The sequence below is a fragment of the Frankia tisae genome, from assembly GCF_025403405.1.
GTDB classification, from domain to species: domain Bacteria; phylum Actinomycetota; class Actinomycetes; order Frankiales; family Frankiaceae; genus Frankia; species Frankia tisai.
In genome coordinates, this window is record NZ_JANEZT010000003.1 from 34,513 (window position 1) to 46,301 (window position 11,789).

An 11,789-nucleotide genomic window follows, 5' to 3' on the forward strand; every position below is an offset into this window, starting at 1 on the left:
TTTAATTCACCGGGTCGGACTGGAGTGGATTCCGCCCGGTTCCGGTTCCGCGGAACACCTTGATCACCGGTCGGGGGCGGGTCGGTGGACCCTGCATGCCCGACGCGCTGCCGACCGCGATCATGGTGTCCCCGGACGCCGCCACCCCGACGAGGTCGGCTCCACCCACCGCGCCGGGCGCGGAGCCGGTGAGGCCGCCCTCGCCGGCGTCGCGGGACGGAGGGCGTGCCGGTGATGGTGTCTTGCAGGCGGTGCGCACGCGAGACGTGATTGTCGCGGTCGGCCTGGAGTACCGCGAGCTTGGCCGTCTCTGCCTCGCCGACGAGTTCGGCCCCTACCTGCCCCTGCTCCCCGCTGACCGCGTGGGCCCAGGCACCGTCGGCCGTCCTGCCGCCATGACGGCGTGCGCTGGTCCCGATCCGACCGGCCCATCCGCCTTCCGGCCCTGAACCCTCGTAACCAACGTGATCTCAATCGTGAACGCCTCGGTTCGCTTCCGTGGTTCTGCCGCACGGAGAGCGCGACCGGGTCCTCCTGCCTCGGCGTCTCTGTCCGATGTGGAGAGATACATCCATCTTCGTCAGTGGATGGCAGGCTGCATCCCCATGGGCACAGGAGCCATCCCGACAGACGGCACCGCGGGTTCGGCGAAAGCGGTGATTTTCTTCGTTTCCTACACCAAGGAGGATGAGAAGTGGGCCGCCTGGGTCGCCTGGGTGCTGGAAGAGGCGGGCGTGGAGGTGCGGCTACAGGCATGGGATTCCCCGGCGGGAACGAACTTCGTGGTCTGGATCGGCGAGCAGATGACCGTTGCCGCGCGGACGATCGCGATCTGCTCACCGGCGTACTTCGCCGCGCACTGGCGCACGCAGGAATGGACCGATGCCCCGGGCGGACGCAAGCCGACCCCGCTGCGGGTCGCAGACTGCACCCTGCCGGGGATGCTGAGCACGGTCTCCTACTGCGACCTGTACGGCATCGACGAATTTACCGCACAGCGCCGAATTCTCAAAGCAGTAGGCCTCGCCAAACCCGCCGGACCCCCGACGCCTTCCCGGTGGTCTGGCAGCGCCGGCGGCTGTCGGGTCGGTGGAATCTCCCCTTCTCTCGATACCGCTTCTGTTGCGGCGAAGATCCAGGGAAGCTGGAAATGTAGTTACGGAAAACTTGTCGACAAAGTTGACAGGCTGCCCTGTGGCGTCTCGGTGGGATTTACTCCTGGGGAATCATCTCCACGATCATTGATGGACATGAGTACAAAGGCCAGTACGAGATTTTATCGGAGTTCAAGGAAATCGATCGAAGCGGTGAGGAATTGTATAGCATATATATCATTAATTCCGACAGAATGGAGTGCGGAGTTTCTAGCTTGAAGGGAATGAACTTTGTATAGAGGGCGACTTTGTGCAGAACGCGGTAGCGCATATGATTCGAAATTGACGATCAGGCGCTCCGGCGATATCGCGGGCTGTGGCTGGCAGCCCGAGCTCGCCCGGCTCGGCGCTGAGTAGCGGCTCGCGCTGTGACGGCGGATGCTCGCCGCGCGGGGTACCGCCGGCCGGCCATCGGCGTGGCCAGCGCGGAACCGGGCCCCGCGGCCGGCCGCCGCGAGCCCGGCCGCCAGGCTTCAGTTTGCGAAGCCCGGCGGCCGGACGCCGGCTACCAGCGACCCGCCCAACCCGACGTACTGAAGATCGGCACTCGCCTGTGGTCTAGCCCTCCGGGTACGTATCTTCGCTGGCGGGCCGTTCCAGATCCTCGAGGTAAGGCTCCAGCGCCCTGGAGGATTTGCTTCTCGGCGCGCGGCCTCGGCGTGGCGCATCGAGCAGCGATCGCAACTCGAGAAGATCGTCGATCAGCTGGACTGTTCTCGCGTCGCGGAAAAGTGGTCGCAGCTCGTTTAGCATCGCGTCGGTTTCCTCGACGGTAGGAATCTCGTCGATCGAGGCGACTATCGTGACAATATCGGTCATCAGTACCCGCCACCTTCATGATCCGTTGAATAGATCATTCCCGGCACGCCGTTGAGCGGGACGCCAAACAACATGACCATACACCGGTACGGAAAAGTTCACAATCTTGCGCCACTCCTTCTGCCGGCTCGCTATCGGGCTTGCAGGTGCACGGCAGGTGATGGTCTTCGCGAGCGGTGTCCGCTTCCTCCCACAGGGGGATCGCGGTGGGCGCCGTCCGTGCGAGCGGACGATCGGGCGCGGCGCGAAGCTCGTCCGCCGGTTCGACCACCCGGTCCGCACGTCCAGCAGGTCGAAGACGCCCTCCATGCGCGCGGCGATGCGCGTCAGACCGAGCCGAACGCGGGCCCGTCGAAGGTGTCGACGCGGGTGAAGGTTTCGACCGGGTGGCGGGTCAGCCGGGCTGCGCGCCGCGCGGGATACCCGAGGGCGACCACGGCGGCGATGCCGTGGTCGGGCGGGATGTGCAGCAGGGCCGCCGCCGCGGGCTCGCGCCGGGCGGCGAAGGTGGTCAGCGTCCCGCCGAGGCCGGCGTCCCGGGCCGCCAGCAGGACGTTCTGCGCAAACGGATAGATCGACGCGCCGCCGACGACGCTCTGCCGGTCCAGGTCGACGTCGGTCACTGCGAGCGCGGTGAGCCGCACGGCGAGGACCAGCAGGACGGGCACCTGGTCGAAGGCGTCGACGAAGGCGCTCGGCGCCGGGGTGCGGGCCGCGGCGTCGAGGTCGATCGCGGGCCCGTGCCAGCGCCCGTCCGGCCCGGGGGCAAACGGGCGAACCCCGGCACGGCGCTGCGCCACGTACTCCCGCCAGCCCTCGCGGACGAGGTCCCGCAGCCGCCGGCGCAACTCGGGGTCGCGCACGACAAGCACGACCCATGGCTGCTGGTTGCCTCCGCTCGGGGCGAACCGGGCGGCGTCGAGGACCTGCTCGAGCACCTCGTCCGGCACCGGTTCGGCGGTGAACTCCCGCACGGCGCCGGCGGTGCGCATCACCTCACGCAGTTCCACGCCCACGAGCCTAGCCGGGTCGGCGGACCGCCGGTGGTCCCGCGGTCGACGGTCAGTCGGAGCGGCGGCGGCGCAGGGTGAAGCGTTCCAGCAGGGTGTAGGCGGGCGGCGGGTCGCCAGCCTGGACGCGGGGTGCGTGGTGGTACTCGACGGTGATGGTGGTGGGGCCACCGGGGCGGCTGCCGGGGTCGAGGTCGAACACGGCAATGCCATAGGGGTGGCCGGTCGCGTCCGGGCGGGCCGACCATACGGCCTCCTCGACGGCGTCGGCGGGCGACTTGGCGTAGGCGCCGGTCGACGGGTTGCGGCTGATCTCCGTCCGCCTCGTGATGACCTTGCCCTGCCGGGCGCCGGCCGGAGTGGTGCCGTAGCTGTCGGTGGGCCCGCTGGTCCCGCCGCCGCCGAGGACCAGGTAGACGGTGCCGGCGTCGGTGTCGAAGGTGTCCGCGGAAGGGTCGGTGACCACGGGGCGGGGCCGCAGCGTGTCCACGGTCGCGCCGCCGACGACCTCGGTCCCGCGGTCGCGGTCGAAACCGCGGACCGGGAACGTCCGCTCGTAGTCGTGGTCGTGCCCGGAGACGACGAGGTCGACGCGGTAGCGGTCGAACAGCGGCAGCCAGGCCTGGCGCAGGCCAAGATCCGAACCGTTGCCGGTGGCGGAGCTCGACAGCGGGCACTGGTGCGTCTGGACAATGATCCAGTCGATGGTCCGGTCGGCTCGCGCGGCGGCGAGGGTGTGCTCCAGCCAGCGGGTCTGCAGGTTGCCGCCGGGAGCGAGCGTGCCGTTCGGGCCGGCGGCGAGCGGGCCGGTGTAGAGCCGGTTGTACTGGCTGTGACCGGCGGGGATCGTCGCCGCGCCGTTCGGCGGGACGACGTCGGTCGCCGCGAAGGCGCCGCCGTCCTGGTAGATGACGTCGTCGGCGTCGAGGGAGACGAACAGCGCCGAGCCGACCCGGTAGCTGTAGAAGGTGCCGGCGAGGCCGCGGATCCCGTTCGACGGCAGGCTGAACCGGGTCAGGTAGGAGTCGTAGCCGTGCGGGCCGTTGCCGAACTCGATCTCGTGGTTGCCCAGCGCCGGCATCCACGGCCGGTTCGCCGCGGAGCGGGCCACGTTGACGCCGAAGTCGCGCCACACCGCCGGCTGCTGGGCAAAAGCCAGGTTCGCGTAGCACAGGTCGCCGTTGAGCAGGTGGAACAGTGGCGCGAAGCGTTCGACCGCGTCCACGGCGTGAAACGCGTTGGGAGACGAGATCGTCCACGCCTTGTCGGTGGCCAGATCCCCGTAGCTGGTGAAGCGGAACGGGAACCGGCCGCGGCGCGCGGTGGTGAACGTCCCACCAGGGGCTCCCGGCCCACCGGGGCTGGTATCGGTGCCGGCAGGACCATCGGCGGTGTCGACCCGGTAGACGTAGGCGGTGCCCGGGACGAGGCCGCGCAGCTTCGCGTGGTAGGTCACGACGCGCTGGCCGTTCAGCCCGTCGACGTAGGTCCGCTCCTCGGCGTCGACGAACCGGCCGAACCCGCCGGCCGCGGTGCCGAGCCGCACCCGCGGCCGGCGCACGGCGGCCGGTGACACCCAGGACACCGTCACCGCCGTCGCCGGGTCGTCGCCCCACCCCAGATGCACCTGCTCGGGGACGGTGGCCGGGCCGGTACCGGCGAACGCCGGCTGCCGCCACAGGGTGGGGCCGGCGGCGACGGTCAGCCCGCCGCCGATCGCAGCCGTGCGCAGCAGGGTGCGCCGGGACGGACTGGCCGACCCGGCCGTGGGATTCGCGTCCATCAAAGACCTCCGGAGGGGACTGTCGCCTTCAGGCGTCAGGGAAATCCGGTACGGACTCGTACCGGTTGGACCGGCAACGCTGGTGTAGTTCAGATGCATGTGCTGTCGGGTGACGGTCGGCGTGGGTGGCGCCTACGACCTCGGCTATCACGCCGTGTGGTGCTCGAAGTACCGCCCGTCCCGTCCGGACTGGTCCGGGGCCGCCTTGACGTGCTCATCCGGGAGCGGCGCGCCGAGTGCGGCTGGCCGGTTGTCGCGTCGGGGATCGAACTGGACCCTGTTCATCTGTTCGTCGAGGGGGCTCACCCGACGCATTCCCCGTCGTAGATCGCCAACCAGGTGATGGGTTTCACGTCCCACGTCCCACGTGCTGCGCCGAGTTCGCGCATCTGCGGTCCGGGATGCTCGTCTGGTGGTCCTGGTCCTGGTCCTGGTCCTGGTCCTGGTCCTGGTCGTGCTTCGTTGCCGCTGTCGGTGCCGTGTCTGCTGGGGCTGTGCGACGGTGGATCGACGCGCGGAACGGGCGGCCGTGACAGGAGCCGGGCGGGTCGTCGTCGAGGTCAACGCCCGCCGCACCTCCCCACGCTGCGCGACCTGCGGCCACGTCGCCAGAGAGAACCGGCCCACCCGGGCCGAGTTCGCCTGCGTGCGGTGCGGGCATACCGCGGATGCGGACGAGAACGCGGCTGTCAACATTCTTCGGGCAGGGCTTGTCCTTCGGGCTGGCGCGCAGGCGGCCTGAGAAGCTGACGGCTTCAACCGCCAGAGGAGTCACGGGCGGTCATGCTGTCGCGCCCGGCGGACGGTGAGCGGTCGGGCGCATGGCGATAACGGGACCATTAGGTGAACTCGGCAGATCCTCCAGGACGACGCCGTGAGCGCCGTGATGCTGGGCGGCGCGGACCCGGCCGCGACGGCGGCATCGGTCGAGGTATCGGCTGGTGAAGCTGCCCGGCGTCGCGTAAAGCGTCTGCTTCGGGCCGGATTGCTGGCGTAAAGTTGGCGCTGCGTCGGCCGCGGTCACGCGGTCGGATTCCGCGGCGGGGGCGGGAACGCCTGGGCCGCCGCGGCCTGCGCCGCCGCGGCCTGCGCCGCCGCGGCCTGCGCCGCGCACCCGTGCCCGCCGCCCGCGAGCAGGGAGTGCGCATGCCCGGACTGCTGCACCTGGACTCCTCCGCCGATCTCACCGGTTCGACGACGCGGGCGCTGACCCGGACCTTCGCCGACGCCTGGCGAGGGCTCGGCCCGCAGCACACGGTGACCTACCGCGACCTGCACGCCGACCCGCCGCCGCATCTGAGCGACGCCGCGCTGCACTGGGCGCCGCGGCTGCGCCGCCCGGGGGAGACGCCCGATCCCGCCGCCGCGGCGACGCAGGAGCTCCTGCTCGCCGAGCTGTTTGCCGCCGACGTGCTGGTCATCGGCGCGCCGATGTACAACTGGTCGATCCCGTCGACGCTCAAGGCGTGGATCGACCAGGTGCACGTCCTCGGCGTCACCGCACCATTCGACACCCGGGAGCAGCCGTTGGCCGGCCGCCCGGCCGTCGTCGTCTCCGCCCGCGGCGCGCAGTACGGCCCCGGCAGCCCGACGGCGGGCTGGGACCACGCGGTCCCGCCCGTCGAGCTGGTCCTCGGCCGCTCCCTCGGGATGGCGGTGACGGTCGTGGCGACCGATGCGACGCTGGCCTTCCGGGTGCCGGCGATGGCCGAGCTGCGCGCCACGGCGAAGGCGGAGTTCGATGCTGCCCAGCGCTCCGTCGTCGAGCTCGCCGCCCGACTCGGCCACCAGGCAGCCGTCGCCCGCTAGGCTGCGGTTGGCGTAGGGCCTCAGGAGCCGAAAAGCCCTGCGGAGCGTGGAGCGTGGCCTGCATGATCGGTTTGGGCTATCTCGACGGACCGACAGGCCTTTCATGATCGGCGCGCCGGCGGGCGAGACCCCGCGCTGCCTGTCGCCCCCCGCCGCGAATCGTCAAGCGGAGCGAGACGCACACTACCCTGAAATTCCACCAAACAGAGGCGCGAAGGCGGATGGGTGACGGGCTGGCTGTGCCTCGCGTTCCGCAGGAAACGTCCTTGCCACTCTCTCTCGGAGTCATACATAAATTGGCCACCGAGCGGAAGCGCAACCGAGCGGAAGATTCCGTTCGGTGCTCGAGGCGGGTGTTGTAAGGAGCGAGTGGACTGTTGATGCGATCTATACCGAAATTCGGGAGGAACATGATCGCCAGACGGGCGGATGCGTGTGTCAGGGGTTAGCGGTTCTGTGGTGGCCGGGTTGCCGGGTCTGGCTGGGGTCGAGGTCACGGTGGTGGAACGCGAGGCGGACGGCTCGTGGTCCGCGCATGTGGTGACCGCGGCGGGCGCGGTGGTGTGCGGCCCTGGCTGCGGGACGGCCTCGGGCCGGGTCACGGAGCTCGGCGGGTAGCGGCTGGTGCACCTGGTGGTGGCGCCGGTGGCGCTGACCTGCACAAGACCCGGTTCTCCTGTGGGAACCCCGTCTGCGGGCGGGCGAGTTTCACCGAGGACGGGCCGGTGGCGGCGCACGGCGGGTTCGAGCGGGCCGTCCCGGCGGGCGCGCCCGCGCGCCGGTCGGTGTCCGGGCCGTTGCCGCTGGTCGGGGTGCTGGGGCCTGACGACCATCGCCGTGGCCGACCGGTGGCAGACCGTGTTCGTCGACTCGTCGGGCGGCCACGGCCTGCTCGGCCAGGTCGAGGGCCGGACCGCGTCCGCGACGGCCGCCTGGATCACGGCCCAGCCGGCGCAGTGGCGGGCGAACGTGTGGGCGGTGACGACCGACATGTCCACCGTCTACACGTCGGCGGTGCGCACCGCGCTCCCGCACGCGATCGACCCGTTCCACATTGTCCAGTTGGCGAACAAGGCGGTCGGGGACGTCCGCCGCCGGGTCATCTTCGAGCGCTACGGCCGCCGCGGCCACGCCGACGACCCCGAATACAAGATCAGGGGTTTGCTGGTCCGTAACGTCGAGTCCCTGTCCCGGGCTGCCCGCGGTCGGATGCTGTGGGCCCTGGCCGACACCGGTGACGGCGGCCGCCGGCTCACCGCCGTCCACAAGGCCAGGGAACTGCTGCGCGCCGTGCTCGCGCCGGTCCCGGCCCACACCGGCCGGCCGACCAGCCGCGCCGGGATCGGTAACGCCCTGACCAGGTTCTTCACCTCCTGCGCGACCGTCGGAGTGACCGTCCCCGAAGTCGTGACCTTCGCCGAGACGATCTCGGCTTGGCGACACGAGATCGCCAACGCGGTGCTTCGCGGCCTGTCCAACGCGACCGCGGAGGGAGTCAACCGGCTGATCAAACTTGTCTACCGGGTGGCCTTCGGCCTGACCAACGTCACCAACCAGCAACGCCGCGCCCGCTACGCCGCGTCCCGACACACCCGTCCAATCTGGCTACACATCGTAACAACAGGCCAGGCGCATCCCGTAATCGTCTGATCACAAGTTCTAGTCAAGCGCGAGGAACCACGAATGGCGCACTCGCTGCCACGGTGCCCGGCTGGCCCGATTCGATCAAAGTCGGGCCGGCGCCGTCGGCGCCGGGAATCACCTGCGCCGCAAACATCGCAATTTTCGTCAGGACCGCTGGCAACGGCTCTGTCAGGTCTACCCCGGAGAGATCGGCAAGGCTCCTACCTGCCAGCAGGATGGCTCGGCGTCGCTCCCGACGCGCGGCGAATCATCGACTCACCTGCTAGCGTCAATCGCCGTCCACTTGAAGTAGGTGCGCGGATACCTGAGGGTGGGGCGTGATGGAGGATTCGCCGACTGACCTGGCAGGCGGCTTGTTGGAGGCGGCACCGGATGCAATTATCGGGGTCCGGTCTGACGGGAAGATTGTTCTGGTCAACGCGCAGACTGAGCGTTTGTTCGGCTACGGCCGTAATGAGCTAATCGGTCAGTCGATCGATATCCTGGTTCCCGATGCCGCCCGCGCCGCGCATCCGGCTCACCGTCGTGCCTATCTGGATGATCCGCGGCCGCGGCCGATGGGGGCCGGCCTGGAGCTTGCTGCGCGTCGCCGTGACGGCAGTGAGTTCCCCGCGGAGATCTCGCTGTCCTCCATCGACACCCCCGACGGTGTCATTGTCGCCGCGGCCGTGCGGGATGTGACCGGACGGCTGGATGCCCGCATCGAAAAGGAACGGCTACGCGCCGAGGCGCAACGCGGCCGCCTTGAAGGCCAACTGCACCAGTCGCAGCGGCTCGAGAGCCTCGGACAGCTCGCGGGTGGCGTGGCGCACGACTTCAATAACCTGCTCGGCGTTGTCATCAACTACGCCACGTTCGTCGCCGAGGAGGTCGCCCAGGCCGCGGCGGCGGACGCAGGCACAGATCGGTGGAGCGATGTCCAACGCGATATCGACGAGATCCAACGAGCCGCCGGCCGGGCCACCACTCTGACCCACCAGTTGCTGGCCTTCGGCCGCCGCGAGATCATACAGCCCAGGGTAATCGACCTAAATCAGGTCGTCACTGATATGGAGCACCTGCTGCGCCGTACCCTGGGTGAACATATAATGCTGGAGACCAGTCTCCAGCCCGACCTGTGGCCCGTCATGGCCGACCCCGGCCAGATAGAGCAGGTCCTGACCAACCTCGCCGTCAACGCCCGCGATGCCATGTTCGGCGGCGGCGTCCTGACCATCGACACCACCAACATCGATGCGGATTACGAATACGCCGCCGAACGGCCAGACGTGAAAGTCGGCCGCTACACACAGTTCCGCGTATCCGACAGTGGAACCGGCATGTCACCGGAACTTGTCACCCGGGTCTTCGAGCCATTCTTCACCACCAAGCCGAAAGGCGAAGGATCTGGCCTCGGTCTGGCCACTGTCTATGGAATAATCAGCCAGGCTGGCGGACATTCTGCGATCTACTCCGAGCCCGGAGTCGGCACCACTATCAGATGTCTCCTCCCTGCTGCCACCGCTATGGCGGTCACCGCCGAGGAGGAAGCCACCCCCAAAGCCTCCGCGTGCAACGGAGAAACGGTTCTCCTCGTCGAGGACCAATCCGCCCTCCTCGAGGTCACCCGTCGTCTGCTCACTCGCAACGGCTACCAGGTTCTCACCACAGCCTCCGCCCACGATGCCATCCCCATCGCAGCCGGCCATCCCGGCGAGATACATCTGCTACTCACCGACGTCATCATGCCGCACATGCAGGGGAAGGAGCTTGCCGACCGCATCCGCACCATCCGGCCGGGTATTAGAGTGCTCTACATGTCTGGCTATGCGCACCCCGTTCTCACCACCCAGGGAAAAATCGATCCCGGTGTCATCCTGTTGGAAAAGCCCTTCTCTGAACACCTTCTCCTCGCCAAGGCGCGGGAAGCCCTCGAACCTCGCTCCGGGGTGATTCCCGGCCGGCAGTAAAGGTACCGAGAAGCCCGGCAACCTGCCGGCGATGGCCGAGCCGCGCGCCACGACGAAGGCGGAGTGCGACGCCGCCCACCGCTTTGTCGTCGAGCTCGCCGCCCGCTACCGAAATGCGGGCTAGTGCTTCGGCCCCCAGACTGGGGGCGAAGGCTCGTGAAGAAGGATGTCCCTTCAGGATGGAAAGGATGTCAAAGTTTGCGGAAGTCCCAACTGGTGATCTTCTCGGGGGTGAGGCGGAGCCAGCCGTGGCGGCCGTCGGGCCCGGTCGTGCCGCCGCCGGCGTACTTGGCGGCGAACAGGCGCTCCGGGACCTCCAGTCCGGGGTTCGGCACGTCGGCGCGCGGCGCCTCGCCGACCGGGGCGAACCGGCCGCGCAGCTCCACCCCGCGCAGCTCGCCGTAGCCGATCCCGGCGTCGACGAGCACGGCGGCCCGTGGGTCGCGGGTGAGGTCGGTCCATCGCTGGCTGCGCACGATCGACCACAACCACAGCGCCTGGCCATCCCAGACGAACCACAGCGGGGTCAGGTGTGGGCCGTCGGGGCCGGTCGTCGCCACCCGGCAGACCCGCTCCTCGGCGAGGAAGGCGTCGACCTCCGCTCGCTCCATGGCGATCTTTCGGCCGCGTCGCTGTTCCTGCATGCACCCATCTCCTCGGGCGGAGCCGCGCTGCCGGCGGCCGGATCGGAAACATCGTTCCTGCCAGCCTGGAAGACTATTCTGTGCCTCCAGCCGGCGCTGGTCATCCGGATCGCGGCCGGGCCGGGGAGCACGGCGGGACGGGGCGTGGAGCGGGCGATGACGGACCGGGACGAGCAACGGGTGGACCTCCGCCGCGAGGGCCATGTGCTGGTCGTGTCGATGCGCCGGGAGCGCCGGCGCAACGCGGTCGACCGCGCGATGGCCGACGCCCTCGACGCCGCGCTGAACCTGCTCGACGACGATGACGACCTCTGGGTCGGCGTGCTCACCGGCACCCCGACCGTGTTCTGTGCCGGCAGCGACCTGACCGCCGGCGGCGACTACGTCACCGAGCGGGGCGGGGAGTACGGGGTGGTCCGCCGCCGGCGCCGCACGCCGCTCATCGCCGCGGTCGAGGGCCCCGCGCTCGGCGGCGGCCTGGAGATCGTGCTGGCCTGCGATCTCGTTGTGGCGGCCACCGACGCCCGCTTCGGCCTGCCGGAGGTGACGATCGGGGTCGTCCCTACCTGCGGCGCGCTGTTCCGTGGTCCGCGGGCCCTGCCGCTGAACCTGGCCCGGGAGCTCATCCTCGTCGGTGATCCCTTCGACGCCCGGCGCGCGTACGAGGCGGGCCTGGTCAACGTGCTCGCCGAACCCGGCGGAGCGCTTGACGCGGCCGTCGCCCTGGCCGAGCGGATCTGCCGCAACGCGCCGAGTGCCGTGCGGGCCTGCCTGGCGGCCGTCAACGCCGCCCTCGCCCCCGACGCCGACGCCGCCGGTTGGCAGGCCACCGCCGCCGCCCTCGACGCCATCCGCGACTCCGTCGACGCCGCCGAAGGCGTCCGTGCCTTCCTGGAGAAGCGCCCTGCGGCCTGGACCGGCCGGTAGGCCCCTGCGCGGGACCTCGCGGTCCAGCATGCCCACCGCCCACCGCCCAC

At 69.7% G+C, this 11,789-nt stretch carries 13 protein-coding genes and 1 pseudogene; 9 read left to right on the plus strand and 5 right to left on the minus strand.

What is annotated here, in order from left to right; all coding sequences use genetic code 11:
- The first annotated feature begins 95 nt into the window (after positions 1–95).
- Positions 96–449, plus strand: coding sequence for a hypothetical protein (locus NBZ85_RS00775; RefSeq protein ID WP_261556733.1), 354 nt, complete (start codon positions 96–98; stop codon positions 447–449).
- A gap of 156 nt (positions 450–605) precedes the next feature.
- Positions 606–1,373 (plus strand): toll/interleukin-1 receptor domain-containing protein, encoded by a 768-nt coding sequence (locus tag NBZ85_RS00780; protein WP_261556734.1) that lies wholly within the window; start codon positions 606–608, stop codon positions 1,371–1,373.
- Positions 1,374–1,712: 339 nt separating this feature from the next.
- Here NBZ85_RS00780 and NBZ85_RS00785 read toward each other — a convergent pair whose 3' ends face one another.
- From NBZ85_RS00785 to NBZ85_RS00795, 3 genes are all read right to left on the minus strand, one after another.
- Entirely contained in the window at positions 1,713–1,973 is a 261-nt protein-coding gene (locus NBZ85_RS00785) for a hypothetical protein (protein WP_261556744.1), read from the minus strand.
- A 326-nt stretch (positions 1,974–2,299) separates the two neighbouring features.
- Positions 2,300–2,983, minus strand: coding sequence for a nitroreductase family protein (locus tag NBZ85_RS00790; protein ID WP_261556735.1), 684 nt, complete (start codon positions 2,981–2,983; stop codon positions 2,300–2,302).
- Between the two features lie 52 nt (positions 2,984–3,035).
- Positions 3,036–4,766, minus strand: coding sequence for a purple acid phosphatase family protein (locus NBZ85_RS00795; protein ID WP_261561356.1), 1,731 nt, complete (start codon positions 4,764–4,766; stop codon positions 3,036–3,038).
- A 97-nt stretch (positions 4,767–4,863) separates the two neighbouring features.
- On the opposite strand from NBZ85_RS00795, the pseudogene NBZ85_RS33640 reads away from it, so the two are divergent.
- Positions 4,864–5,299, plus strand: a pseudogene (locus tag NBZ85_RS33640) (IS200/IS605 family transposase).
- Positions 5,296–5,508 (plus strand): zinc ribbon domain-containing protein, encoded by a 213-nt coding sequence (locus NBZ85_RS00805; protein WP_308204994.1) that lies wholly within the window; start codon positions 5,296–5,298, stop codon positions 5,506–5,508. Before NBZ85_RS33640 ends, NBZ85_RS00805 begins: the two are co-directional and overlap by 4 nt.
- 278 nt (positions 5,509–5,786) lie before the next feature.
- On the opposite strand, the gene NBZ85_RS00810 is transcribed toward NBZ85_RS00805, so the two are convergent.
- Positions 5,787–5,930, minus strand: a complete 144-nt coding sequence (locus NBZ85_RS00810; RefSeq protein WP_261561357.1) for a hypothetical protein — start codon at positions 5,928–5,930, stop codon at positions 5,787–5,789.
- On the opposite strand from NBZ85_RS00810, the gene NBZ85_RS00815 reads away from it, so the two are divergent.
- The 4 genes from NBZ85_RS00815 (at position 5,913) to NBZ85_RS00830 (ending at position 10,168) form a co-directional block, all read left to right on the plus strand.
- Positions 5,913–6,575 carry an FMN-dependent NADH-azoreductase gene (locus NBZ85_RS00815; protein ID WP_261556738.1) on the plus strand — a complete coding sequence of 221 codons (663 nt, stop codon included), beginning with the start codon at positions 5,913–5,915 and terminating at the stop codon, positions 6,573–6,575. The two genes, NBZ85_RS00810 and NBZ85_RS00815, sit on opposite strands and share 18 nt — an antisense overlap.
- Positions 6,576–7,043: 468 nt before the next feature.
- Positions 7,044–7,193: a hypothetical protein gene (locus NBZ85_RS33645; RefSeq protein ID WP_372517730.1), complete on the plus strand. Its 150-nt coding sequence runs from the start codon at positions 7,044–7,046 to the stop codon at positions 7,191–7,193.
- A gap of 219 nt (positions 7,194–7,412) precedes the next feature.
- A complete protein-coding gene (locus NBZ85_RS00825; RefSeq protein ID WP_261556739.1) occupies positions 7,413–8,225 on the plus strand; it encodes a transposase in 813 nt (270 codons plus the stop codon).
- Positions 8,226–8,539: 314 nt separating this feature from the next.
- Complete coding sequence (locus NBZ85_RS00830) at positions 8,540–10,168, plus strand: PAS domain S-box protein (RefSeq protein ID WP_261556743.1); 1,629 nt, start codon at positions 8,540–8,542, stop codon at positions 10,166–10,168.
- A gap of 191 nt (positions 10,169–10,359) precedes the next feature.
- Here the strand turns inward: NBZ85_RS00830 and NBZ85_RS00835 are convergent, their stop codons facing one another.
- A complete protein-coding gene (locus NBZ85_RS00835) occupies positions 10,360–10,812 on the minus strand; it encodes a pyridoxamine 5'-phosphate oxidase family protein (protein ID WP_261556740.1) in 453 nt (150 codons plus the stop codon).
- 156 nt (positions 10,813–10,968) lie between these two features.
- On the opposite strand from NBZ85_RS00835, the gene NBZ85_RS00840 reads away from it, so the two are divergent.
- Entirely contained in the window at positions 10,969–11,739 is a 771-nt protein-coding gene (locus NBZ85_RS00840) for an enoyl-CoA hydratase-related protein (RefSeq protein ID WP_261556741.1), read from the plus strand.
- The last annotated feature ends 50 nt before the right edge of the window (positions 11,740–11,789 follow it).

Excerpts from the sequence above, each read along its gene's own strand:
- NBZ85_RS00780 (WP_261556734.1), top strand. The coding sequence starts at position 606 with ATGGGCACAGGAGCCATCCCGACAGACGGCACCGCGGGTTCGGCGAAA.
- NBZ85_RS00830 (WP_261556743.1), top strand. The coding sequence starts at position 8,540 with ATGGAGGATTCGCCGACTGACCTGGCAGGCGGCTTGTTGGAGGCGGCA.
- NBZ85_RS00840 (WP_261556741.1), top strand. The coding sequence starts at position 10,969 with ATGACGGACCGGGACGAGCAACGGGTGGACCTCCGCCGCGAGGGCCAT.
- NBZ85_RS00835 (WP_261556740.1), bottom strand. The coding sequence starts at position 10,812 with ATGCAGGAACAGCGACGCGGCCGAAAGATCGCCATGGAGCGAGCGGAG.
- NBZ85_RS00775 (WP_261556733.1), top strand. The coding sequence starts at position 96 with ATGCCCGACGCGCTGCCGACCGCGATCATGGTGTCCCCGGACGCCGCC.
- NBZ85_RS00795 (WP_261561356.1), bottom strand. The coding sequence starts at position 4,766 with ATGGACGCGAATCCCACGGCCGGGTCGGCCAGTCCGTCCCGGCGCACC.
- NBZ85_RS00785 (WP_261556744.1), bottom strand. The coding sequence starts at position 1,973 with ATGACCGATATTGTCACGATAGTCGCCTCGATCGACGAGATTCCTACC.
- NBZ85_RS00815 (WP_261556738.1), top strand. The coding sequence starts at position 5,913 with ATGCCCGGACTGCTGCACCTGGACTCCTCCGCCGATCTCACCGGTTCG.